The sequence below is a fragment of the Anoxybacillus suryakundensis genome (genome assembly GCF_001418025.1).
GTDB classification, from domain to species: domain Bacteria; phylum Bacillota; class Bacilli; order Bacillales; family Anoxybacillaceae; genus Anoxybacillus; species Anoxybacillus tengchongensis.
Map to the genome: position 1 here is coordinate 77,686 of NZ_LIOK01000002.1, position 23,384 is coordinate 101,069.

A 23,384-nucleotide genomic window follows, 5' to 3' on the forward strand; every position below is an offset into this window, starting at 1 on the left:
CTAATTCATCCTTTTTAACATATGTCGTATTCTTGCTTCAAGCTCAAGCAATTTAAACGGTTTGGTTATATAGTCGTCTGCGCCAAGCTCAAGGGCGCGGGCAATATCGTGTTCGCTTTTTCGTGCCGTTAACATAATGACTTTGTATCTTGATGAGTCTTTTTGGCTTCTTAATTGTTGCAACACTTCCAGTCCATCCATTTTCGGCATGACGCCGTCTAAAATGACGAGACACGATTCTTTTCCACGATGCCACTCCGATGTAATAAACTGTTCGCCGTCTTTAAATGCACGTAAATCAAGCGCCACTTTTTCTTTCGCAAACATTTTTTGAACGACGTCGGCCACAATGGCGCGCACGATCGCATCGTCATCGACAATCGCTACTTTCACCGTACGGCGATACGATGCTTTTTGTTGCTTCGCAAGCACGACACAGTTTCTTCCTGTATTTTTCGCTTCATATAGCGCAGAATCTGCGAGCTCAATCCAATACCCAATCGGTTTGGACGGGTCGTTGACTTCCACGATGCCTGTTGAAAACGTGCACGAAAACGTCGTGTCTCCAGATTGAAACGGAATGCGTTCAAATTGTTCACGCAGGCGGTCAAACACGAGAAACGCTTCGCTTGCGTCTGTCGCTGGCAATAAAACAATAAATTCTTCCCCACCGAAACGAATGACGATATCGTACGCACGAACGTTCGTTTTTAAAAATTGGGCGAATTGTTTTAAGACGACATCGCCAATTAAATGCCCGTATTGATCGTTTACTCGTTTAAAATGGTCAATATCGAGCACCGCTAAACAAAACGGTTCATGCGTACGATGCCAGTCGCTTTTTAATTGCTCATATGCTTGTTTTAAATATTTTCGGTTATACACATGCGTCAACTCATCTAATAAAAGCAGCTCATCAATTAATTGTTTTCGCTCGAGTTGCCTATGAATGCGCACGATAAATTCATCGATGTCAAATGGCTTCGGAATAAAGTCGTCCGCACCCATTTCATAGCTTTTCATGCGCGTCTCTTTTCGGTCATCGATACTGACCATAACCATCGGAACGAATTGTTGTTTTAATTTTTCTTTTAAAAACGTTAATACTTCAAATCCTGTTTTCGTTTGCATATGAATATCGATAACGACGCAATCTGGACGAACGTCATAAAACGACGCGACCGCTTTGACAGGATCGGCAATCGCCACGACATACCAACCGTTTTGTTCCAGATGTTCTTTCACATACATTAAAAACGACGGATCATCATCAATGAGCAAAACGGTCGGTTCATCGCCTTGTTTCGTTCCTTGTTCACCTTGTGACACGTCCCCAATTTGTTGTTCGTAACAAAGTTGAAAAAGCGGGGCGAGCCGCTCTTTCACATCTGACGCTTTCCACTTTTTCTCTTCATTTTCTCCCCACTGCTCCATTAACTTGCGCGCATAGTTTCCGATGTCGTGCATGCCGATCATCGCAGCTGTGCCTGCGATGGAGTGAAGAAGGCGATAAACGTCTTGATGGCCGATTTCATCAACGTTTTCCCATTCTTCTAACCGTTTGCGAATATTTTTTAAAAAATGTTGGCGATATTTTTCATAACGATCCATAGTGATCCCCTACTACTTATAAAATGTGTTGATCGATCATTTGGACAAGCTCGGCAATTTCAGGTTTACTTACTTGTGCTGTCGCTCCGACGCGTTCCCCTTTATGACGAAGATCGTCTGTAATTAAAGAAGAGAAAATGATAACTGGTAAATGTTTTAATTTTTCATCTTCTCGAATACGTTTTGTTAAATGATGGCCGTCCATTTGTGGCATTTCAATATCGGTAATGACTAACTGTACTTCGCCTTCAACCGGCTTTCCTTTTTGAACGATCGATTGTAAATAGTTGAACGCATCTTCACCGTTTTCAAAAAACTCGACGTATACATATCCCGCTTCAGAGAGCGTATCGTGAAGTAGTTTACGTAATAGCGGTGAATCTTCGGCAACGATTAGCTTTTTATTTGACCGCTCACGCTTGCCTAGCTTTTTCACGCGTTCGACGTTAATGCCGGATTGTGGATTAATGTCTACAACGATTTTTTCAAAGTCGAGAAGTAAAATCATATTTCCGTTTAACTTCACAACGCCGATAATTTGACTTTCTAATCCTTGATACATTTGCGACGGTTTTTCAATTTGTTTCCATGATATGCGATGAATTTGTGTGACGTTATGGACGTGAAACACAACTTTTTGTTGATTAAACTGTGCGACAATATATTTATCTTGCGCTGGATTGTTCGATGGCCCAAAGCCGAGCGCTTTCGCTAAGTCGATGAGCGGAAGCACCTCGCCGCGCAATTCAATAATCCCTTCAATGTACGGATGCGCGTGTGGCACTTTCGTTGGCGCAATCGGTTGAATAATTTCTTTCACTTTAATGACATTAATGGCAAATCGGTTGTCCCCAATTAAAAATTCGACAATTTCTAGTTCATTCGTCCCGCTTTCTAATAAAATTCCGTTTTTATTTTCCATAAAAAAACCTCCATCGACATCATTTACTGCTTATTTTATCATACTTCTTCTATGGGACGGAAAAAATTTTAGTATAAAAACTCGCTTACTTTTCGATTGGCGACGTTTGTATCGATCGCGCAACGGTCCGCATCGCGTCCGTATTGCCATATCCAAACGTTCGCGCGGCAGTTTGGCACGTTCGGTCGAAACGTTGGCGCTTTTGTTGCTGGTGTCGTTCCAGGGCGCGGATCAGAGCTCCATATGATCGTTTGTTGTGCCACACGTTCATCGTTTTTTACCGCTTCACAATATGCTTCACCGAATGCGCCTTTCGTTGGATTTGCATACATGCCTGGACGATATCCGCTCGGATAAAACGTATCGACCCACGCACGAATCCATGCAGCGTCCACCGCAAATTCATCTTCAATGTTCGCAAAAATGACTTTGTTTTTCGGAATACCTAGTCTGCGCGCATGGAAAATGGCATTTCTTGCTGCTGTCCTTCCTTTTTCGTATTGTGTCGCCTCACGAAATGCATTGTAAATCGGTGCAATTTGTATCCCGTTTCTGCGCAGAAAAGCGATTTCTTCTTTTGTCAACCCGTCCGATACGTTCGGCACGGTCGTCACATATCTTCCCCAAAATTTCGGAAAACCATATTCCCGTCTCACACATGCAAGCAACGCTTCCGTCACTTTCGCAGCTGAATCAACGCCCCACATGCACCATTCCCCCTTTTTATGTGTCTTTCCATATATATGCGAATGATACATGTCTAAACAAAACTTTCAATCTATATAAATATTACTTTATTCCTAGGTAAAAATCACTATAATAAAAATATATAATCATCGCGGAGGATGTATGATGAAACGAGAGCGACAAAAAAAGCAAACGAGACTATTGTTGCAACAAACGGCACTTCAATTGTTTCAAAAACAAGGATACGATGAAACGACCGTTTTGCAAATTACAAACGAAGCAGGCGTCGCAAAAGGGACATTTTTCAATTATTTCCGCACGAAAGAAGACGTATTGCAAAGCGTATTTTTTTCGTCTGTCGAGCGTGTATATGAAAAAATGAAAAACAATGAACATGAGCATTGGCGTGAACGAATGGAGCGACTGTTTTATGAACTGACAATGATGCACGAGCAGCTTGGACGTAAAGTGACGAAATCGGTTTTACATATATATACTTCTAAACAAACGTTTCCATTTACCCCTTTGCTTCATATGCTTGTACATTTGTTTGAAGAAGGAAAACGATGTGGCGATATTCGAACGAGACACTCGTCCTCATCGCTTGCTTTAATGGCAGTCCAATTATACGTTGGCGCATTACAGTTATGGATCTTTTCACATATTACGGAGCCATTACCGACGTTTCTTCATGAGACGTTACATGTATTTCTTTCTTATATACAAAAAGAAGGGGACTAATCCCCTTCGTACAATGGCAATGTGATCGTGACAGTCGTTCCGACGTTCAAGCGGCTTTCATATGTAATCGTTCCCCCCATTTGGCGAATCAGACGGGCTGTAATCATACTACCAAGCCCTGTACCTTTCGATTTTGTCGTATAATACGGCAAGCCGATGTTTTTTAACTGTTCTTCCGTCATTCCCTTTCCGGTGTCAGAAATCGTAATGATGACTTCTTTTTCTTTTTCATTGACTGTTTTATGAATCGTCACGACCCCGCCGTATTCAATTGCTTCCATTCCGTTTTTTATGACGTTTAATAGCGCTTGTTTTAAATAATGTTTATCGCCATACACATCGCTTTTCCCTTCCGTATATAGCTGCAACGATACGTTTGCCATCGCACCGAGCGGACTTAACAAATGAACAGATGTATATAAAACGTCATCGATGTTCACTTTTTGTCGTTCAAACGGCGTTGGTTTAGCTAATGTTAAATATTCGGTAATAATTTGATTCGTTCGATCTAATTCTTCTAAAATGACGGGAGCAAATTTTTTCACGTTTTCATCAGTCGTATCTTCGCTTAAAAATTGGACAAAGCCGCGCACCGTTGTAAGCGGATTGCGAATTTCATGAGCGAAAGATGCCGCCATTTCGCTGACAGTGGCTAGTTTATCGACGTAAATCATATCATCAAACTGCTCGTTAAATTGAATGAGCCGTTCAATCACGTAAATAAGCGCGACAAACATGGCGATAAAAAACGAAAAATATACAACATAAAATCGCCAAGGAAGCGGCGGAACGGCGTATATAATCGTTGCGACATACAAAATAAGATAAATGAAAACGATCATGAGTCCATATAATTTTTTTCTTTTTACGTTAAAAAAAGACGTACGAAACATCATACCGACGACGTAGGCAAATACGGACACCGCCGAACCGACATAAGCAAATGGACCTCCAATGATGAAACGAACGATGACAACGGTAAATGTGCATAACAGCCCTGCGGTTTTTCCGATATATAATGTTGTCACTAAAATGACGATCATGCGAAAATCGAAGTTTGTTTTTGCAAGTGGTTGGATTGGATACATCATGCATAATATAGCGGTGAATGAAGAAACAACACCGTATATCATCTTTTGTTTCCATGTGAGCATCATTTTTCTTCGAAACGGAAAAAATAAGTTGGCATTAAAAATGAGTGAAAATAAAATGGTAATATTGACAACGAGTGGTTTAATGATCGCAACAAACATGTGATGCCTCCATGATGGTCGTTCCACATGTATTGTAACACAAGAATGGCAGCGACTACATTCATTTTTATTTTCAGAAAAAACAAAAACATTGACATCTTTATGAACACGATAGACGTGGACAAATATGGCGCGTTACAATGATTGTGAAAACAAACACGAAAGGTAGTGTCAAAATGAAAGGGTTAGCCATTCTTTTTGAAGAAGATCATACAGTAACGATTGTAGAAGATGTAGAGAAAGAACAGCTAGAAGAAGTGGCCGATGAACAAACAGAAGCTGTTCTTTGGCATGATGAAGAAATCGACTGGGACTACGGTTATTAATATAAGAAAAGCGAAAAGCGCCCGCCTATCGGCGAAGAGCGCACGAGTCCCACCGAGGAGGCTGTCGCCGCCGCAGTGTGGGACGGAGCGACTCGAGCCGATGGCGCTTGGAGCTAGACATGAATCTGAAATTTTATACTTTCTTATCTTTTAAAAAACTGGCGTTCGTCAGCTTTTATTTTTTGTTTTTATTTTTCAAAATTTTATTTACAATTTACAAAAAACTCTTTATAATGTAGAAAAGGGGGAAGAGTATTCTTCTCGCTAAGGGGGAATGAAACATGTTTGAAAAGTACAATGATATGGCACTCGTATCGCAGCCACACGATGTCGCTAATGGTTATGGGCAAGCAGCACAATTTGTGATCGAACAGGCGTTATTCCGGTTTGAAAGAGAGCGTCTCATGCGCGATATTGACAAGGCGCTTGAAGAACGGAATGAAGCGTTGTTTCTAACCCTCGCGCAACAATACAATGAGCTTCTCGCTCGCTATCGTCATTTGGAGGATGTACACGCATGATCGACTGTGACATGACAGAACAGCACATAAGGTGAACGTTTTCTGCAAAACACATTGCGAAACGTTCACCTTTTATTGTTTAATAGAAAAAAACGAAGAAAGGTGAAAGACGATGACGCTTCCGATGAATGAACGTGTGAAACATATTCAACTCTCTGGCATTCGTCAGTTTTTTAATCTCGTTTCCCAAGAAAAAGATATGATTTCATTAACGATCGGACAGCCGGACTTTCCGACACCCGATCATATTAAAGAAGCGACCAAACGTGCGCTTGATGAGCAGTTTACTTCTTATACGCATAACGCAGGATATGTACCGTTACGTGAAGCGGCTTGTCGCTTTGTTGAAACGAAATACGACTTGCATTATACCGCTGATGAAGTCATTGTTACCGTCGGGGCAAGTCAAGCGCTTGATATTGCATTTCGTACGATTTTAACAGAAGGTTCCGAAGTCATTCTCCCTGCCCCTGTGTATCCGGGATATGAACCGATCATTCGGTTATGCGGGGCAACACCTGTATATGTCGATACGCGGCATACAGGCTTTAAACTATTAGCAGAGCAAATCGAACCGCTTATGACCGAGCGGACGCGATGCATCGTGTTGCCGTATCCGTCTAATCCGACAGGCATGACGTTATCACGCGATGAACTGCAACAAATCGCTCAACTTGTAAAAGACAAACCGATTTGGGTCATTTCTGATGAAATTTATAGCGAACTGGTGTTTACAGGGAAACACGAGTCGATTGCGACATCGCTTCCTGACCAAACGATCGTCATTAACGGCGTTAGTAAGTCGCATGCGATGACTGGGTTTCGCATCGGGTTTTTATTTGCGCGAAAATGGATGATTGAGCATATGTTGAAAGTGCATCAATATAACGTCTCATGCGCGACATCTATTTCACAACGAGCAGCGCTTGAAGCGCTAACAGTTGGGATGAACGATGCGCACGACATGAAAAAGCAATATGCTAAGCGAATGGTATATGTGTACGAGCGCCTTCGTGACATGGGCTTTGACGTTCAAAAACCGAATGGAGCGTTTTACATTTTTCCTTCCATCACAAAGTTTCATCATTCGTCATTTGATTTTGCGTTACAGCTAGCGAAAGAAGCAAAAGTCGCTGTCGTACCAGGAAGTGCATTTTCGGCATACGGCGAAGGATATATTCGTATATCGTATGCTTGTGCAATGGAGGAGCTAGAAAAAGGGCTCGACCGCATCGAATCGTACATAAAAAAAGGTGCTCGCTAAAAGCACCTTTTTACCATTCTTTATACCATTTATATAACGCTTGTGTACCGCTTTGTTCTTCCCCGCGCTCCGCAAGCGCCTCATACAATTGTTTTGCAAGCTTTAAGCCCGGCAATGATAAACCAAGCGTTTCTGCTTCGGCAAGCGCGATGCCCATATCTTTAATAAAATGTTTTACGTAAAAGCCCGGAGCGAAATCGCCAGCAAGCATGCGCGGCGCAAGATAAGAAAGCGACCAGCTCGATGCCGCTCCTTGCGAAATGCTTTGCAAGACGCGTTCTGGGTCTAACCCTGCTTTTTCAGCATAAACAAGCGCTTCACATACGCCAATCATATTTGTCGCAATCGCAATTTGATTGCACATTTTCGTATGCTGCCCTGCGCCCGCTTTTCCTTGCCAAACGATATTTTTTCCGATATGCGAAAAAAGCGGCATACACGCAGAAAACGCTTCTTTGTCCCCGCCGACCATAATCGACAACGTACCTTCGCGTGCACCAATATCACCACCTGATACAGGGGCATCAAGAGCAAACATTCCTTTTTTCTTTGCTTCCTCATAAATGCGTACCGCCAGTGACGGTTTAGATGTCGTAAAATCAATCAAGTACGCACCGCGTTTGACATGTTTCAAAATGCCGTCATCGCCAAAGTATATATGTTCCACATCGTGCGGCTCACCGACCATCGTCATGACGACATCCGCCACTTGAGCGACGTCTTTTACTGTTTCTTTCCATACTGCACCTTCTGCTAATAAATCTTCCGCTTTTTCCTTTGTGCGCGTATATACAACGAGCGAATAGCCTGCCCGAAGCAAGTTGCGCGCCATACTTTTTCCCATGACACCAAGTCCAATGAAACCAATCGTTTTCATGTTCCTCTCTCCATTCTAAATCGCTTTGACCATGCCGCCATCGACTAAAAGCGACTGTCCTGTCATATACGTATTTTCATCGGATAATAAAAAGGCGACGACGTTCGCAAACTCTTCAGGCGTGCCGTAACGACCGAGCGGAATGGTCGCTTTCATGCGCGCTTCCATTTCTTCTTTGCGAATGCCGAGTTTTTTGGCGTTTTGTTCGTCTAAATAGGCGACACGTTCCGTTGCGATGCGCCCCGGAGCAACGGCATTGATTAAAATGCCGTATGGGGCAAGCTCTTGTGCGAGCGTTTTTGTCAAACCGACGATGCCGAGACGAAACGTATTCGACAAAAGCAAGCCCGGAATCGGTTCTTTAATGGAAGATGAGGCAATATTGACGATTTTCCCTTTCGTCTTTTTCAAATGTGGCAATGTTGCGCGAATGAGCCGCACGTAGCTGAGCAAATTTAACTCAAACGCTTGTTGCCAATCCGCATCTGTCAACGTCGCAAGCGTTCCCGTTTTCGGACCGCCAGCGTTATTCACTAGTACATGAATATCACCAAATGTTTCTACTGTTTTTTCTACTAAATGTTCAATCATTGCGCTGTTCGTCACGTCTGTGACAACATAGGCTGCTTTTCCTTTTCCGAGCGCGTTGAGCTGTTCGGCGACCGCGTGCAATTTTTGCTCATCGCGGCTAGCGAGCATGACGTTCATGCCTTGTGAAACGAGTGTTGTCGCAATCGCTTTGCCAAGCCCTTGGCTTGATGCGGCTACAATGGCTGTTTTCATCTCATCTCATCTCCTTCCCTCAACATATACATTCGCTAACGACGACGCGATTCCTTCCTGTTCGCTTCGCTTCATATAACGCTTCATCCGCCCGCTTAACCATTTGCTCTTTCGTCATTCCTTGTTCGTATTCGCAAACGCCAAAGCTACACGTAATATGTCCAACTTTCGGAAAATGAACAGTTGCTATTAAATGACGAAGCGCTTCCGCTAAACGATACGCTCCCGCCTGCGATGTCGCAGGGGCTAAAATAATAAATTCTTCCCCGCCCCAGCGCGCCAATATGTCGCAGTCGCGCAATCGATTCGAAATCGTTTCACACATGCGCACTAATACGGCATCACCGACGTCGTGTCCGTACGTATCATTGACTTTTTTAAAATGGTCGATATCAAATAAAATAATGGAAAACGTATGTTTATATCGTTTCGCACGATGAATTTCACGCGTAAAAAACTCGTCAAATTTTAAGCGGTTAAACGTTTTGGTAAGCGGATCTTTTGTCGCTAAAAATTCGTTCCGTTTACTTTCTTCCTCAAGCGCGGTAATGTCGGTGAGTACGACTAAATACGACTCGGGCTCATCAGGAAACGATGTCGCCTTCACTAAAAATACGTGCTCTTCTGCTTGTTTGCACATTTTTACTTTTAAAAACGGAATCGTGCGGTCAATGAGCGGGCGAAGCCATCGCCTTTCTCCTTTTATATAAAAATAGCCAGGTTCAGCCACAAAATAATCGCATACGTGCGTTTGACCAGAGCGTAGTTTTTCCATTTGTTCTCGTCCGAAAAACCGTTGAAATGATAAATTGCAATCGAGCAATCGCTCATCATTTAAAATGCATATTAAGTTTTCTTGAAAATCAATAATCGTGCGCGTATATTGTTTTTGTTTTTCTAGTTCCCGCTCGAGCTGACGTTGGTAAATGGAATGTTGCAATGATTGCAAAAATTTTTCATGGTCAATCGGCTTTAAAATAAAATGGTTCACCCCATATTCAATCGCCCGAATGAAAAAGTCGTTATCGTCATAGGCGGTCGTAATAATAATTTGCACATGTTTATCCATCTCACGAATATGGCGAATAAGCTCTAATCCATTTAATATAGGCATTTTAATATCTGTAATGACGATGTCCGGGTGAAACGTCGTAAATAGTTCGAGCGCTTCTTGACCGTTTTTCGCTATTTTTACTTCACGAATGCGCCGTTTTAATAAACGCGTCAACATCTCGCGTGCGCTCGGCTCATCTTCGACATATAATACTTTGACATCTGTTTGCACCGCAATCATACCTCTTTTCCCCTTTCCCTTCGTGGCATGCGAATCGTAAACGTCGCTCCTTTTTTTGATGATGAAACGAGCAAATTACCGCCCATTTTTGTCACAATCATTTTAGACATATATAGTCCGAGACCTGTGCCGTCTTTTTTCGTCGTCACGTACGGTTCGAACATACGTGGCATGATCGTTTCGTCAATGCCGCCTGCGTTGTCTTTTACTTGAATGTAAATGAATGAGTCGTCCGCATATGTACGAATGCAAATGATTCGTCGCCCCACATCCCGTTCAACAAATTGTTCACACGCATTTGTCAACAAGTTAATAAGCACTTGGCTCATTTCATTCGGGAAGCCATACATGTGCGCACGCGTCCGATTTTGAACGTGCAAATGAACGTCATAATGGTCTAAACTTGCTGAAATAATTTTTAACGCTTGGCGAATGGCTTGAACGGGACGAAAAAACGATGCTTCCTTATGCGGTTTAAAAAAATTGCGAAAATCGTTAATCGTTCGGGACATATGTTGAATTTGAGCAAGACATTTTTGAATGGATGTGCGCAAATATGATTCGTTTAGTTCTCCGTACGTATATGCTTCTTGTATATCTTGTAAAAGCAAGCCGAGGACGTTTAACGGCTGGCGCCATTGGTGAGCGATGTTTCTTAACATTTCTCCCATCGTTGCATAGCGTGATTGCTCAATAAGCATAAAATCTTTTTCGCGATTTTTTCGCACTTCTTCTTCAACTTTTTGCTGGAGTGTTGCATTCATTTGTTCCATTTCTTGTTTGAGCTGTTGAAGCTCCTTTAACGTTTGTTCCCGTCTGATTGACTCACCTATTGTGCGGGCGAGCGCAAAAAAAATGGCGCGTTCATGAGCAGAAAATACTCGCTTTTGTTCACAATCGACGACGCTTAAAAACCCCCATCGTTCATCGTGAATAAAAATGGGGGCGATCATAAACGATTGAATGGCCTGTTCCTCAAAAATGGTGCGTATATTCCCATCTAATTCATTTGTATGCCCAACAAACACGTTTCCGTCATATAAATGGGCTAAACAATGAACATCTTCTGTTGGAAGCACAATATCATCGTGCGATGGAACACGTGCAGATGGTGTTTGTATATAATAAATGCGTCGCAATATATATGTTCGGTCAGTTGTATGTAAGCGAAAAATGGCAACGCGCGTCACATGAAGCGCAATGCGCAAACTTTCTAACGCCGCCATCAGCGAGCGATCCATAGCCCTCTCCTCCAAAAACGAACAAATATAGGTCTTTTGTACTAAATTTATCGTAATTCTCATGGGAAAAAAAATCAAGGAAAAAAATTGTTACAAGCATATAAGAAAAGCGCAAAGCGCCCGCCTATCGGCGAAGATCGCACAAGCCCCACCGAGGAGGCTCAGCCAAAGCAAAAGCTTTGGCTTGCGTGGGATATTCCAAAGAGGCAAACTCATTGTGTCGCCGCCGCAGCGTGGGGCGAAGCGACTCGAGCCGATGGCGCTTGGAGATAGACAGCGCTCCATCCAATCGCAAAATTTTATACTTTCTTACCTTATAAAAAAAGCTAGGCATGATGCCTAGCTTTATACACGAAAACGATGGATGAGTTGTTGCAATGAACGGCTCATATCGTTTAGTCGTTCCGCCGCTTCTGTTACGGTGCTTAACGCTTTTAATTGTTCTTCCGATGACGCGGATACTTCTTCTGCCGATGCGGCTGATTGTTCTGAAATCGCTGCTAAGTTTTGTAATGCGGCAACAATTTGTTCTTTATTTTCGTTTACGTCATGAATTTGTGTAAAAATATGTTCAATCGCTGACGTTAATTGTTCCATCATCGTCGCAATATGCATAAACGATTCTGCCGTTTCGTTTACTGCTTGTTGTTGCTGGTCGTTCATTTGTTTCGTATGATCAACCGCTTCAGTCGCAAGGGAAGCTTGTTGTTGAATGGACGTAATCGTTTGGCGAATTTGTTCTGTCGCTTGTGCCGATTGTTCGGCAAGTTTACGTACTTCTTCCGCAACAACCGCAAATCCTTTGCCGTGCTCTCCTGCACGTGCCGCCTCAATTGAAGCGTTGAGTGCTAAAAGGTTCGTTTGCGCAGAAATGTCGGTAATCGTTTGAATAATCGCACCGATTTGTTTCATTTTTTCGCCTAAATCGGTGATCACCGTTTCAACCGAACGCAATTCGTTTTGCGATTCTGCTGATTTCATTTGAAGCACATTTAATTTTTCAATACCCATGTAGCTGGCGTCTTTCGTTTCATCGGAAAGTTGTTTCACTCGCTCGGCCGATTGCGTTACCGTACCCATTTTTTCAGATAAATCGTTCATGCGGTCGTTCATCGCATCTAAATTGCTCGCTTGTTCGGATACCCCTTTCGCAATATCGGTGACCGCTGTCGTCACTTGTTCGCTTGTCGCCATCGTTTCTTCGGACACCGCACTTAAATGGTCAGCCGCACCACCGAGTTCTGCGACGGAACGATCGACTTCGCCAATAAGTGAGCGCATATGCGACACCATTTCATTAAAGTGGCTAGTAAGTTGCGCAATTTCATCTTTTCCTTTCGGTTCGACATGCACCGTTAAATCGCCTGTCGCCACTTGTTGCACGCGCTCATTCAGTTGAACGATCGGTTTGACGATCGAACGCGATACGGCATAAATAAGAAGCGAGGCAAGCACTGTTGCAATGACGACAATCGTCCATGACGTTTTTCCGATTGCTGTTAACGTCGCTAATAAATCTTTTTCTTTGTACACTGCACCGACTTTCCAATTTAACTTTGGAATCGTCGCAAAATACAATAACCGTTTTTCGCCATCTTGTTCGTATTCATAAGCGCCTTTGTCTTTAGAAAACATCGTTTTGACGACCGGATGGTCAGACATATCTTTCCCTTTATATTGTGGATGAACGATCGCCAATTTGTTTTGGTCAAACAATACCGGATAGCCGTTGTAGCCAACGTGGAATTGTTCGACCGTTTCAGCGAGCGTATTTAACGATACGTCTAAACCGATGACGCCGATTACTTGACCGTTTTCGACAATGGCTTTGGCAATCGTAACAATGTAATCGTTTGTGACCGCATCGACGTACGATTCCGTCCAAATGACTTTGTCTGGCGCTGCTACTGCCGCTTTATACCACGGGCGTGTCGTCGGATCAAAATCCGGTGGCAAATCGACGGATGGCGTCGTATACATGTTGCCATTTGCTGTACCGATGTAAGCTAATTGTACTTTTTTATGAATGTTTAAAAACGTGGCGAACTGCTCATCAATTTGTGGCCAAAGTTGTGCATCTTCCGTTTTTGTAAATGTTTGAAATGATTTTGTTTCACTAAATTGCTTTAGCGCATCTTCTTGACTGTCAAAGCTATGTTCGATATCGTCAACAAGCTCTAGCACAAGTGATTCCGCACGCACTTTTGCATCATCTTTCATAACCGATGCCATTTGAACATAGTTGACCGTTTGTGAAGCAACGAGTGCAATGATTAATAATAATGCCATTAAACTCGTTAATTTCATCGTTAATGAGCGAAACAAAGTGACTCCCCCCTAGCGGTGTCGAATGTTGTCGAAAAATTAATAAAGTTGTAGTTTCATTATAAAAGGTTTACATCATCATGTCTATGACCGTTTTTTACTGTTTTTTTTCCATAAAAAAAGAACCGGAGGCGTCCGGTTCTTATCGTTGGAACGTTTCTTTTACGAAATGAACAACTTCTTCGGCTGTCGCAAGCGATAAAATGTGATCTTTCACTCGTTCTGCTTCTTGTTTGGACAGTTTCTTCAGTTGCGAGCGAACGCGTAAAATCGAAGTTGCGCTCATGCTAAATTCGTCTAAACCAAACGCTAATAAAATTGGTACAGCTAGTTCTTCGCCTGCCATTTCACCGCACATGCCAACCCATTTTCCTTCTTTATGCGCCGCTTCAATGACGTTATAAATGAGACGTAAAATGGCTGGGTTGTACGGCTGGTATAAATACGATACGCGTTCGTTCATTCGGTCAGACGCCATCGTATATTGAATTAAGTCGTTTGTACCGATGCTAAAGAAATCGACTTCTTTCGCAAATTGATCCGCTAATACAGCAGCGGCCGGAATTTCGACCATCATGCCGACTTCGATGTCGTCTGATACTGCCACATCTTCAGCAACAAGCTTTTCTTTTTCTTCTAAAAGAATCGCTTTTGCTTGACGGAATTCGTCTAACGTTGCAATCATCGGGAACATGATTTTTAAGTTGCCGTAAACACTTGCGCGCAACAACGCGCGAAGTTGCGTGCGAAACATCTCTTGCATATCTAGACAAAGACGAACAGCACGGAAACCTAAAAACGGGTTCATTTCTTTTGGAAGGTCTAAGTATGGCAATTCTTTATCTCCACCGATGTCAAGCGTACGAACGACAACCGGTTTTCCTTCCATTTTTTCTAATACCGTCTTATATGCTTCAAACTGTTCTTCTTCTGTCGGCAATTCGTTGCGGCCCATGTATAAAAACTCGGTACGATATAAGCCGATACCTTCTGCACCGTTGGCAAGTACACCTTCAACATCGTTTGGCGTTCCGATGTTTGCGGCAAGTTCTACATGATGTCCGTCGCTTGTTGTTGTTTTTTCATGAACGAGCTTTGCCCATTCTGCTTTTTGTGCAGCAAATGCGGCACGTTTTTGTTCATACTCAGCAATCGTTTCTTCCGTTGGGTGAATGATGACTTCTCCGTCAAGTCCGTCAATAATGACGATGTCACCGTTTTGAATCGTCGCTGTTGCTTCTTTCGTTCCAACGACAGCTGGAATTTCCATCGAGCGCGCCATAATAGCGGAATGAGATGTCCGTCCGCCGATGTCAGTTGTAAAACCTTTCACATACTTTCGATTCAATTGAGCTGTATCAGACGGCGTTAAGTCTTCAGCAATGATGACGACTTCTTCCGTAATCATGCTCGGGTTTGAAATCGTAACCCCTAATAAATGAGCAAGAACACGTTTGGTCACATCGCGAATGTCTGCCGCACGCTCTTTCATATATTCGTTATCCATCGCTTCAAACATCGCAATAAACATCGATGCCACTTCATGAAGCGCAAATTCTGCATTGATGCGTTCTTGTTCAATTTTTTGTTCAACCGCTTGGACGAGTTCTGGGTCGCTTAGTACGAGCAAGTGGGCGGAGAAAATAGCCGCTTTATCTTCGCCAAGCTCTTTTAATGCATGCGCTTGAATAACTTCAAGTTCTTCTTTTGATTTGGCGAGCGCTTGTTGAAAGCGGTGAATTTGTTCAGCTGGGTTTTCAATCGTTTGTTTTTCAACTGTTAAATCAGGATGTTCTAAACGGTACGCTTTCGCAATGGCAATGCCATTCGATGCAGCAATCCCTTTTAATCGTTTCATTACTCCGCTAATCCTTCTTTTGCTAACGTTTCTGTTAATGCGTTCATCGCGTCTGCTGCATCGCTACCTTCAGCTGAAATCGTAATTTGCGCACCTTGTGGAATGCCTAAAGACATCACACCCATAATGGATTTTAAGTTGACTTTTTTGCCGTTGTACTCTAATTGAATGTCGCTATCGAATTTGCTCGCTGTTTGCACTAACATCGTTGCTGGACGGGCATGAATACCAGATTCTGCAGTTACTTTAAATGTTTTTTGCATATTGCTCATCTCCTCACTTTTTATTTTGAAAACATAGAGGGCGAAAACCCTCTATGTTTTTTTACCGAAAAATGACGTGTTTTGCAAGTAAATTATTTTTGAACGACGACAACGTCTTCGCCTTTTGTTACTGTTCCTTGTTTCGTGATATTTACTGTTTCTCCTGCTTGTAAGTTTGTAAAAATAATTGGTGTAACGACAGAAGGTGCATGTTGTTTTACGTATGCAAGATCCACTTTTAAAATCGGTTGTCCTTTTTTCACTTCTGTTCCTTCCGATACGAGCGCTTCAAATCCTTGACCGTTCAATTTCACTGTATCAATGCCGAAGTGAATCAGCACTTCACGACCTGTTTTTGATTGAATGCCGATCGCATGTTTTGTTGGGAAGACGTTGACGATCGTGCCGTCTACTGGTGATACGACTGTGCCATCTGTTGGCTCAACCGCAAAACCGTCACCCATCATTTTTGTTGAAAATACTTGATCTGGCACTTCAGAAAGTGGAACGACTTTTCCTGTTAACGGTGATGCCACTTGTTCTGTTTCGCCTGTCGCTTGTACAGTTGGTTTTGCTTTTTCTACCGCTTTTGTCGGTACGCGACCTTCCATAATGTCTTTAATTTGTGTTTTTAATATGTCTGATTTTGGTCCGAAAATCGCTTGAATGTTGTTGCCAACTTCTAATACCCCTGCTGCGCCGAGCGCTTTTAAACGATCTTTATCGACATGTTGAATGTCGTTGACGGATACACGTAAACGTGTAATGCACGCATCTAAATGAGCGATATTTTCTTTTCCACCAAGTGCCGCTAAAATTTCGTGCGGAAGTTCACCAGCGTCCGCTGTACTTGTTGTTTCAACTGTTTCTTTTTCACGTCCTGGTGTTGCTAAATCCCATTTACGAATCGCAAAGCGGAATCCGAAGTAGTAAATGACCGCAAACACAAGACCGACCGGAATGACGAGCCACCAAGCTGTACGACCTGGCAATACACCGAATAGTAAGTAGTCGATGACACCGCCAGAGAATGTCATACCGATTTTGACGTTTAACATGTGCATAAGCATAAACGATAATCCAGCGAAAATCGTATGAATCGCAAACAATGCTGGTGCAACGAACAAGAATGAAAACTCAATTGGTTCTGTAATTCCTGTTAAAAACGATGTTAACGCTGCAGATGCCATAATACCGGCAACAACTTTTTTGTTTTCTGGACGCGCTTCATGATAAATGGCAAGCGCTGCTGCTGGTAATCCGAACATCATGAACGGGAATTTACCTGTCATAAATGTACCTGCTGTTAATTCAGCACCGTCTTTAATTTGTTCAAAGAAAATACGTTGGTCACCGCGTACAAGTTCGCCTGCTTTGTTCACGTATTGACCGAACTCAAACCAGAACGGTGAGTAGAAAATGTGATGTAAGCCGAACGGAATTAATGCGCGCTCGATGACACCGAAAATGAATGCTGCTAACGTACGGTTTGCATCAATCATGTTGTGCGAAAATGCGTTTAAGCCATGTTGAACAGGTGGCCATAACCATGTCATCGCAATACCAAGAATTAATGCCGATGCGGCTGTCACAATTGGAACGAAACGTTTTCCTGCAAAGAAACCTAAATAAGATGGCAATTCAATGTTAAAGTATTTGTTGTACATATATGCTGCTAAAATACCGACGATAATCCCGCCGAATACCCCTGTTTGCAACGTCGGAATACCTAACACGTTTGCAAACGATGGGTCTGTCCCGACTTGGTCTGCTGTGACACCTAAAATAACGCTCATCGTGACGTTCATGACTAAGTAACCGATGATCGCTGCTAAACCAGCAACCCCTTCACCGCCAGCTAATCCGACGGCAACCCCTACCGCGAATAAAAGCGGTAAGTTCGCAAACACAATCCCACCAGATTGCTCCATTACTTTTGCAACCATTTCGACCCAGCCTGTTTCTAACGCTGGAATTTTTTCAATTAATGCTGGGTTTTGCAATGCGTTACCGAACGCAAGCAAAATACCTGCTGCCGGTAAAATCGCAACCGGAAGCATAAGCGCTTTACCGACTTTTTGTAACGTACCAAACGCTTTTTTCATATAAAACCCTCCTTCATCATGTTAACGTTTGCAACAAACGGCATTTTCATGTATGAAAAGTAGATGAAGCGAAATGTTAGACGTCTAACGAATGTAAGCATTTGCAAATAAGAGAAAACAAAAAGGCATGAGCAAAGAGAGACAGAAAAAGGGTATTATGTAACGATTTTTGTCGTTACACCACTTTTTTGCCTTCTTTACTCATGCCTGATCGAATCAGTAACACGTAAAGATAAGTGCCCATTTATTCACTTTTTCCAGTTAGCCGTTGCAAGTGCAACGTTAAATATACGGCTTCAGCTTCATCTACCGGAAGCTGCAACGTTTGCTGCATAATTTTTATGAGCTTCCACGACAAATTATAACATAGTGGGTACGTCTCTTTCAATATGTTCGACAATTTTTTTGGCTCTTCAATTTTTTCCCCTTTTTTCACGCGCTCGATCGCATAGCGCAGATGGCGAACAAACCGTAAATAATGAATGCTTTCGCGATCAATACGAATGTCGAGCTGCTCTTCAACGACGGAAACTAAGCGAGAAATGAGCTGCGAATGTTGATTCACTTCCGATAATTGATGATTCGTTAACGCACTATGAATGTGTAAAGCAATAAAGCCAATTTCACCTTCAGGAAGCTGAATGTGCAGCCGTTCATTTAACATGTTTACGACTTCAGCTGCTACATCATACTCAAGCGGATATAAGCTTTTTGTCTCGACTAAAAACGGATTTTTAATGTCCATTCCTTGTTCTAACCGCTTGATCGCAAACAAAATATGATCCGTTAATGCAACGTGAATATGTTCATTCAACGAGCTGTTCGTTCTTTTCCGAATGTGGTGAATGATGTCGTTCATTAAGCCGATAAATTCTTCATCGACATGTGGCAACAATTTTTTATATTGTTCTTGTTCCCGTTCATTTTTTAAAATAAACCATTTTTCGACGTCTTTTTGTGCAATGATGTCCCCTTTCTTTTTGCCAAAGCCAATGCCTTTGCCGATCAACACAACTTCATCGTACGTTGGATGCGAGGCAATGAGCACGTTGTTGTTTAATACTTTTTCAATGCGAAACGATTGTTCCACGTCTAGTTCGCCGTTACAGAAAACTTACAAAACTTTATAAATAATCTATTCATTATTTATAAAGTTTACGTTTCCTTCCTTGTTCATCACGCCCGATTTCGCAAAAAGCTACTCTCGTTTGCTTGGCGCTCCGAAGGCTTTACTTCCCCACTAACGTATGGGTACATGTGGTGATTCACTTGGCATATTGTTTCAAGTTGATGCTAGCGTTGAGATCACGGTCGATTTCTAGCCCACACACTTCGCAACGGTACGTCCGTTCCGATAAAGAAAAGTGGCTTTTCACATGACCGCAACGGCTACACCTTTTGCTTGACGGATAAAAACGATCTGCCACGATCAACTTGATGCCATGCCATGCACATTTGTACGTCATTTGGCGCTTGAACGCGTGGAATGTTTGTTGTTGGATTGCTTTCGATAGCTTGCGATTTTTTAACATGCCACTTGTGTTCAAATCCTCCATCACGACATACGCTGGCTTGGCTTTCACCAACGTTGTTGTGATGTGATGGGTATAGTTAAGTTGTATATTTTTTAGCCTTCGGCGTTTTTTTAAAACAAGGAACTCAATTTTCTTGATGTTTTCCGTTTTTCTGTAACGGAATTCCCCCCTTTCTGTTTTTGTTTTATTCATTTCGTACTTTCGTGATAGTTGTCTTTGCATGCGCTTCATTTGTTTTTCAAGCCTTTTCACTTTCGGTGTTTGGTTGATGTTTGCAAACGTCATGCCATTGCTGATGGTAGCTAACGATTTTACCCCTAAATCAATGCCGATGCCTTCGCTGTACGTTTCATGTTTTCCTTCCGCTTCCTCTACACCGACCGTTAAAAACCAATGTAGTCCGTCAAACACGATTCGTGGATTGACGTATGTCACATGTGTTCCATGCGGAATGCGACCTCTTTCTGCAAGGCGGATCCAATTGAATGTCTGTTTATTTTTCTTTTTGGAAGGCGTCAGTTTTTCTAGTTTTACATGCGTGTCGGTGATTTTGATTTTGGATGTATCTTGATAAAAACTTGGTCGAGTTCGCTTTTTTGTTTTAAACTTTGGACACTTCGCCCGTCCTGTAAAAAAGTTTTTGTAGGCTTGACACGCATCTTTGATCGCTTGTTTTGTGATGTTGTTGGAATATTGATTGAGCCAACTATACTCTTTTGCCTGTTTGAGCTGCGTTAATCTTTTTCTTAATTCACCATCACTTAAAAATTTGCCACCTTGTTTATGATTTTCTTGTTGTTGCGCCAATGCAAAATTGTACGCCCATCTGGCAACACCCGCACACTCAAATAATTTTGTTTTTTGTTTGTTATTCGGAAGCAGCATAACCTTATATGTTTTAATCATTTTCAGTTAGCTCCTTAACCATTCTCTTGGCTTTGTTGGCTCTTTTGCCTTGAAGTTTGCAACTAAATACTGTTATTATTTGGACTAAATCTTCTACAAGTTCTTGTTCTTCAGTTTTTTCTGTGTTATCAATTATTTTAATATTAGTACCATATTTTTACAAATATTTTCTGTTAATTCAAATCCAAATCTAACAAGTCTATCCTTTATATAGCACTACTATCTTTTCAACTTCACCATCTGTAATCATATCAACAAGGTTTATTTAAACCATTTTTATTATAATTAATTCCACTTCCAATATCAGTTATTATTTCAAATTTGTATCCTTTTGCTATCATATATTCTTTGACATATTTTATTTGTCTTTCTAAATCATCTTTTTGTTTTTGACTTGAAACTCTACAATATCCAATTACTTTTTTAATTAAAGGCTTTTTGTTTATACCGAGAAAATGATTAAGTTGTTCTTCTGAATAATACCTAAATCCAGACGGAGCAACATAAGCTGGTTTTAATCTATTGCTCTTATCCCAATTTCTCAAGTTTTATTCAGTTCTGCCTATTAGTTTAGCAAACTCGCCTATACTATAATACTTCATCATCACCTCTCTATATACAATAATGCCATACTTTTTTTTTATAATTTGTATATAGAGTTTTACAATTTTTTATAAAAACATTTTAACAGCACTTGGCCCCTTTAAAAACGTTTACATTACTTTCAATGTTACGAAACGAACAAAGCTACGTCAATGGAAATGCGTTGTATTTTGTCAAGACAGCTGTGAATGTTTTTTGTCAAAAAGGCGTTTCAGTTGCACAAACGCATTTGTTCGATTAAACTTTTGTTCAGTATAAAAATGGAAGGAGTTTGCCATCATGATTCAACTCATTGTTACCGATTTAGACGGAACGTTGCTCGGTTACGATCGCCGCGTCAAAACGGAAGATCGTGAAGCAGTCGTGCGCGCGATTACAAACGGTATCGACTTTGCTGTCGCTTCTGGACGAATGGATAATGAAATTTTAGAAGTGTTAAAAGAAATCGGTCATGACGCACATCGCATTAGCCAAAATGGTGCATTTGTGTACACAAAAAATCATCACCTTCTTCATCATAGCTCGTTTCATCCAGACATTGCCCGCTCCATTTATAAGCAAGCACGTACATTAGAAGCGGTCGTTCTTGTATGCAACGAACAAACGAGCTTTGTCGAGACAAAGACCGAGCAAATCGAGCAAATGAGATCGCGTTTATTTTTCGATATTGTCGAAAAAGGGGATATGCTCGAAGCGATTGGTCGTGACATATTTCCATCAAAAATTACTGTGATTGGAGAAGAGCACGTCGTCCTGCACTTTGAGCGATTCGTTCGTGAAACGTGGGCACAACATGTCGATACGTTTATTTCTGAACCGCGTTGTTTAGACATTATGCCAAAACAAATTAGTAAAGGCGAAGCGCTTCGATTGCTCATGAACCATTTACAACTGAACGTAGAAGAAGTGGCTTGTTTCGGTGATTCGTTTAACGATATTCCGATGTTTCGCCTCACTCCGCATAGTTTCGTCATGTCGCATGCACCCGAGCAAGTAAAAAAAGAAGCGCGCTACGTCGTTTCTTCCGTTCATGAAGCGATTGAAACAGTGCTTTCCATAAATGAAAAGATGCCTCAAACGTAAGAGGCATCTTTTCATTTTATCATTACTAGAATAAGCGGACAGCTTTCACTGCACGCGGTGCCCAATATGGCTTCATGTTCGCAAACGCGACTCCTGTGCTCGTTGCGGCATGCAACAGCGTTTCGCTATCTACAACGATAGACACGTGGTTAATGACACCATCTCCTGTCGTATCAAAAAAGATTAAATCGCCTTTTCTTACGCTCGTAATTGGCACTTCAGTACCGACCATCGCTTGTTCGCGCGATGTGCGCGGCAATGTGATCCCGTTTTCGCTATATACGCGATACGTAAACGATGAGCAGTCAAATACATCCGTGCGCGTCGTTGGTGCACCAAACAAGTACTTCGCTCCCACGTATTTTTTCCCTGTTTCAATAATCGCATTTGCTCGTTCTTCCCATGAAAGCGGCACATTGATCGTTTGTCCAACGCGAATAAAATCAACATTTGTGATATTTGGATTTAGTGCGAGTAAATCGTTTACTGTCGTGTTAAACGTTTTAGCGATTGTTGATAACGTGTCGCCCGGTTGGACAATATACGATTTACTTGCGCTAGTTGTCGACGTTGGCACCGATGTTTGTGTCGTTGTCGGCGCTGGTGTTGGTGACGTCAATTGATTTGTCATTGTATTGGTTGTGGTAATTGCTGGCACTTTAATCACTTGTCCGACATAAATCCGATTCACATCTGTAATCGTTGGGTTCAATTCAAGAAGACGCGTCACTGTCGTATTCCATCTTCTTGCAATCGTTGATAACGTATCGCCACTTTGAATCGTATATGTTGCTGTCGTCGGTGTTGTTGGTGCTGTCGTTGTTGACGCTGACGTTTGTACAGTTGTCGGGGCATCGGGCACTTGTAATACTTGTCCAATAAAAATCGTATCTGACGTTAACTGATTTAACGCTTTGATTTCATTGACGGATGTACGGAACGTTTGGGCAATTTTCCATAATGAATCCCCTGATTTGACCGTATATTGTGCGGCGTCTACCGCTTTTTCGCCTAGAAATAACGTCGATAATACCGCTCCAGCTACAATCGTTTTTTTCATCGTCCCAAACTCCTTTTTGTTTTTTTGAAGCGCTTCCTTGCTCATATGATAACATGAAACTACGAATCTATTAACCGTATACTTTTAGACTATTTTTCCATTAAATTGAAACGAGCATAAATGATC

Annotated in this window: 20 protein-coding genes and 1 pseudogene; 5 read left to right on the top strand and 16 right to left on the bottom strand. The window is 42.0% G+C overall.

The features are described from left to right. The 3 genes from ASC42_RS01615 to ASC42_RS01625 form a co-directional block, all read right to left on the bottom strand. Nucleotides 1-1,611 (bottom strand): diguanylate cyclase, encoded by a 1,611-nt coding sequence (locus tag ASC42_RS01615; RefSeq protein WP_055440260.1) that lies wholly within the window; start codon nucleotides 1,609-1,611, stop codon nucleotides 1-3. A gap of 16 nt (nucleotides 1,612-1,627) precedes the next feature. After that, entirely contained in the window at nucleotides 1,628-2,533 is a 906-nt protein-coding gene (locus ASC42_RS01620) for a chemotaxis protein (RefSeq protein ID WP_055440261.1), read from the bottom strand. 68 nt (nucleotides 2,534-2,601) lie between these two features. Then, nucleotides 2,602-3,240, bottom strand: a complete 639-nt coding sequence (locus ASC42_RS01625; RefSeq protein ID WP_055440262.1) for a glycoside hydrolase domain-containing protein — start codon at nucleotides 3,238-3,240, stop codon at nucleotides 2,602-2,604. A gap of 145 nt (nucleotides 3,241-3,385) precedes the next feature. Between ASC42_RS01625 and ASC42_RS01630 the strand changes: the two genes are divergently transcribed. Beyond that, nucleotides 3,386-3,961, top strand: coding sequence for a TetR/AcrR family transcriptional regulator (locus tag ASC42_RS01630; protein ID WP_032100580.1), 576 nt, complete (start codon nucleotides 3,386-3,388; stop codon nucleotides 3,959-3,961). Here the strand turns inward: ASC42_RS01630 and ASC42_RS01635 are convergent. Continuing rightward, nucleotides 3,958-5,214: an ATP-binding protein gene (locus tag ASC42_RS01635; RefSeq protein ID WP_055440263.1), complete on the bottom strand. Its 1,257-nt coding sequence runs from the start codon at nucleotides 5,212-5,214 to the stop codon at nucleotides 3,958-3,960. The two genes, ASC42_RS01630 and ASC42_RS01635, sit on opposite strands and share 4 nt — an antisense overlap. Nucleotides 5,215-5,354: 140 nt before the next feature. Here ASC42_RS01635 and ASC42_RS01640 point away from each other — a divergent pair, with 140 nt between their 5' ends. From ASC42_RS01640 to ASC42_RS01650, 3 genes are all read left to right on the top strand, one after another. Then, the gene (locus ASC42_RS01640; protein WP_055440264.1) at nucleotides 5,355-5,540 is read left to right on the top strand and encodes a hypothetical protein; all 186 of its coding nucleotides are present in this window, start codon (nucleotides 5,355-5,357) and stop codon (nucleotides 5,538-5,540) included. A gap of 281 nt (nucleotides 5,541-5,821) precedes the next feature. After that, entirely contained in the window at nucleotides 5,822-6,061 is a 240-nt protein-coding gene (locus ASC42_RS01645; protein ID WP_055440265.1) for an IDEAL domain-containing protein, read from the top strand. A gap of 112 nt (nucleotides 6,062-6,173) precedes the next feature. After that, nucleotides 6,174-7,325, top strand: a complete 1,152-nt coding sequence (locus ASC42_RS01650; RefSeq protein ID WP_055440266.1) for an aminotransferase A — start codon at nucleotides 6,174-6,176, stop codon at nucleotides 7,323-7,325. A gap of 10 nt (nucleotides 7,326-7,335) precedes the next feature. Here ASC42_RS01650 and ASC42_RS01655 read toward each other — a convergent pair whose 3' ends face one another. The 11 genes and pseudogenes from ASC42_RS01655 to ASC42_RS01705 all read right to left on the bottom strand — a co-directional run bounded on the left by ASC42_RS01655 (nucleotide 7,336) and on the right by ASC42_RS01705 (nucleotide 21,057). After that, nucleotides 7,336-8,202: an NAD(P)-dependent oxidoreductase gene (locus tag ASC42_RS01655; protein ID WP_055440267.1), complete on the bottom strand. Its 867-nt coding sequence runs from the start codon at nucleotides 8,200-8,202 to the stop codon at nucleotides 7,336-7,338. A gap of 15 nt (nucleotides 8,203-8,217) precedes the next feature. Further along, a complete protein-coding gene (locus ASC42_RS01660; RefSeq protein ID WP_055440268.1) occupies nucleotides 8,218-8,985 on the bottom strand; it encodes an SDR family oxidoreductase in 768 nt (255 codons plus the stop codon). A gap of 19 nt (nucleotides 8,986-9,004) precedes the next feature. Continuing rightward, nucleotides 9,005-10,279 (bottom strand): GGDEF domain-containing response regulator, encoded by a 1,275-nt coding sequence (locus tag ASC42_RS01665; RefSeq protein ID WP_055440269.1) that lies wholly within the window; start codon nucleotides 10,277-10,279, stop codon nucleotides 9,005-9,007. Then, entirely contained in the window at nucleotides 10,276-11,520 is a 1,245-nt protein-coding gene (locus tag ASC42_RS01670) for a GAF domain-containing sensor histidine kinase (protein WP_055440270.1), read from the bottom strand. Before ASC42_RS01670 ends, ASC42_RS01665 begins: the two co-directional genes overlap by 4 nt. Nucleotides 11,521-11,865: 345 nt before the next feature. Then, a complete protein-coding gene (locus tag ASC42_RS01675) occupies nucleotides 11,866-13,845 on the bottom strand; it encodes a methyl-accepting chemotaxis protein (protein ID WP_055440271.1) in 1,980 nt (659 codons plus the stop codon). A gap of 142 nt (nucleotides 13,846-13,987) precedes the next feature. Beyond that, nucleotides 13,988-15,703, bottom strand: a complete 1,716-nt coding sequence (gene ptsP / locus ASC42_RS01680; protein WP_055440272.1) for a phosphoenolpyruvate--protein phosphotransferase — start codon at nucleotides 15,701-15,703, stop codon at nucleotides 13,988-13,990. Further along, nucleotides 15,703-15,975, bottom strand: coding sequence for a phosphocarrier protein HPr (locus ASC42_RS01685; RefSeq protein WP_280790520.1), 273 nt, complete (start codon nucleotides 15,973-15,975; stop codon nucleotides 15,703-15,705). Before ASC42_RS01685 ends, ptsP begins: the two co-directional genes overlap by 1 nt. 83 nt (nucleotides 15,976-16,058) lie before the next feature. Beyond that, nucleotides 16,059-18,071, bottom strand: a complete 2,013-nt coding sequence (ptsG, locus tag ASC42_RS01690; protein WP_055440273.1) for a glucose-specific PTS transporter subunit IIBC — start codon at nucleotides 18,069-18,071, stop codon at nucleotides 16,059-16,061. 244 nt (nucleotides 18,072-18,315) lie between these two features. Beyond that, nucleotides 18,316-19,161, bottom strand: a complete 846-nt coding sequence (gene glcT / locus ASC42_RS01695; protein WP_055440274.1) for a glucose PTS transporter transcription antiterminator GlcT — start codon at nucleotides 19,159-19,161, stop codon at nucleotides 18,316-18,318. Nucleotides 19,162-19,336: 175 nt separating this feature from the next. Beyond that, nucleotides 19,337-20,512 (bottom strand): RNA-guided endonuclease InsQ/TnpB family protein, encoded by a 1,176-nt coding sequence (locus ASC42_RS01700; protein WP_055440275.1) that lies wholly within the window; start codon nucleotides 20,510-20,512, stop codon nucleotides 19,337-19,339. Then, nucleotides 20,505-21,057: pseudogene (locus ASC42_RS01705) on the bottom strand (IS607 family transposase). Before ASC42_RS01705 ends, ASC42_RS01700 begins: the two are co-directional and overlap by 8 nt. A 337-nt stretch (nucleotides 21,058-21,394) precedes the next feature. Between ASC42_RS01705 and ASC42_RS01710 the strand changes: the two are divergent. Beyond that, on the top strand, nucleotides 21,395-22,198 hold the full coding sequence (locus ASC42_RS01710; protein ID WP_055440276.1) for a Cof-type HAD-IIB family hydrolase: 804 nt from the start codon (nucleotides 21,395-21,397) through the stop codon (nucleotides 22,196-22,198). 25 nt (nucleotides 22,199-22,223) lie between these two features. Here the strand turns inward: ASC42_RS01710 and ASC42_RS01715 are convergent, their stop codons facing one another. Next, on the bottom strand, nucleotides 22,224-23,258 hold the full coding sequence (locus tag ASC42_RS01715) for a C40 family peptidase (RefSeq protein ID WP_072242639.1): 1,035 nt from the start codon (nucleotides 23,256-23,258) through the stop codon (nucleotides 22,224-22,226). Nucleotides 23,259-23,384: the final 126 nt, after the last annotated feature.

What these genes read in the sequence shown, in the direction of transcription:
- ASC42_RS01615 (WP_055440260.1), bottom strand. Translation starts at nt 1,611, where the DNA reads ATGGATCGTTATGAAAAATATCGCCAACATTTTTTAAAAAATATTCGC.
- ASC42_RS01620 (WP_055440261.1), bottom strand. Translation starts at nt 2,533, where the DNA reads ATGGAAAATAAAAACGGAATTTTATTAGAAAGCGGGACGAATGAACTA.
- ASC42_RS01625 (WP_055440262.1), bottom strand. Translation starts at nt 3,240, where the DNA reads ATGTGGGGCGTTGATTCAGCTGCGAAAGTGACGGAAGCGTTGCTTGCA.
- ASC42_RS01630 (WP_032100580.1), top strand. Translation starts at nt 3,386, where the DNA reads ATGAAACGAGAGCGACAAAAAAAGCAAACGAGACTATTGTTGCAACAA.
- ASC42_RS01635 (WP_055440263.1), bottom strand. Translation starts at nt 5,214, where the DNA reads ATGTTTGTTGCGATCATTAAACCACTCGTTGTCAATATTACCATTTTA.
- ASC42_RS01640 (WP_055440264.1), top strand. Translation starts at nt 5,355, where the DNA reads ATGATTGTGAAAACAAACACGAAAGGTAGTGTCAAAATGAAAGGGTTA.
- ASC42_RS01645 (WP_055440265.1), top strand. Translation starts at nt 5,822, where the DNA reads ATGTTTGAAAAGTACAATGATATGGCACTCGTATCGCAGCCACACGAT.
- ASC42_RS01650 (WP_055440266.1), top strand. Translation starts at nt 6,174, where the DNA reads ATGACGCTTCCGATGAATGAACGTGTGAAACATATTCAACTCTCTGGC.
- ASC42_RS01655 (WP_055440267.1), bottom strand. Translation starts at nt 8,202, where the DNA reads ATGAAAACGATTGGTTTCATTGGACTTGGTGTCATGGGAAAAAGTATG.
- ASC42_RS01660 (WP_055440268.1), bottom strand. Translation starts at nt 8,985, where the DNA reads ATGAAAACAGCCATTGTAGCCGCATCAAGCCAAGGGCTTGGCAAAGCG.
- ASC42_RS01665 (WP_055440269.1), bottom strand. Translation starts at nt 10,279, where the DNA reads ATGATTGCGGTGCAAACAGATGTCAAAGTATTATATGTCGAAGATGAG.
- ASC42_RS01670 (WP_055440270.1), bottom strand. Translation starts at nt 11,520, where the DNA reads ATGGATCGCTCGCTGATGGCGGCGTTAGAAAGTTTGCGCATTGCGCTT.
- ptsP (WP_055440272.1), bottom strand. Translation starts at nt 15,703, where the DNA reads ATGAAACGATTAAAAGGGATTGCTGCATCGAATGGCATTGCCATTGCG.
- ASC42_RS01685 (WP_280790520.1), bottom strand. Translation starts at nt 15,975, where the DNA reads ATGAGCAATATGCAAAAAACATTTAAAGTAACTGCAGAATCTGGTATT.
- ptsG (WP_055440273.1), bottom strand. Translation starts at nt 18,071, where the DNA reads ATGAAAAAAGCGTTTGGTACGTTACAAAAAGTCGGTAAAGCGCTTATG.
- ASC42_RS01700 (WP_055440275.1), bottom strand. Translation starts at nt 20,512, where the DNA reads ATGATTAAAACATATAAGGTTATGCTGCTTCCGAATAACAAACAAAAA.
- ASC42_RS01710 (WP_055440276.1), top strand. Translation starts at nt 21,395, where the DNA reads ATGATTCAACTCATTGTTACCGATTTAGACGGAACGTTGCTCGGTTAC.
- ASC42_RS01715 (WP_072242639.1), bottom strand. Translation starts at nt 23,258, where the DNA reads ATGAAAAAAACGATTGTAGCTGGAGCGGTATTATCGACGTTATTTCTA.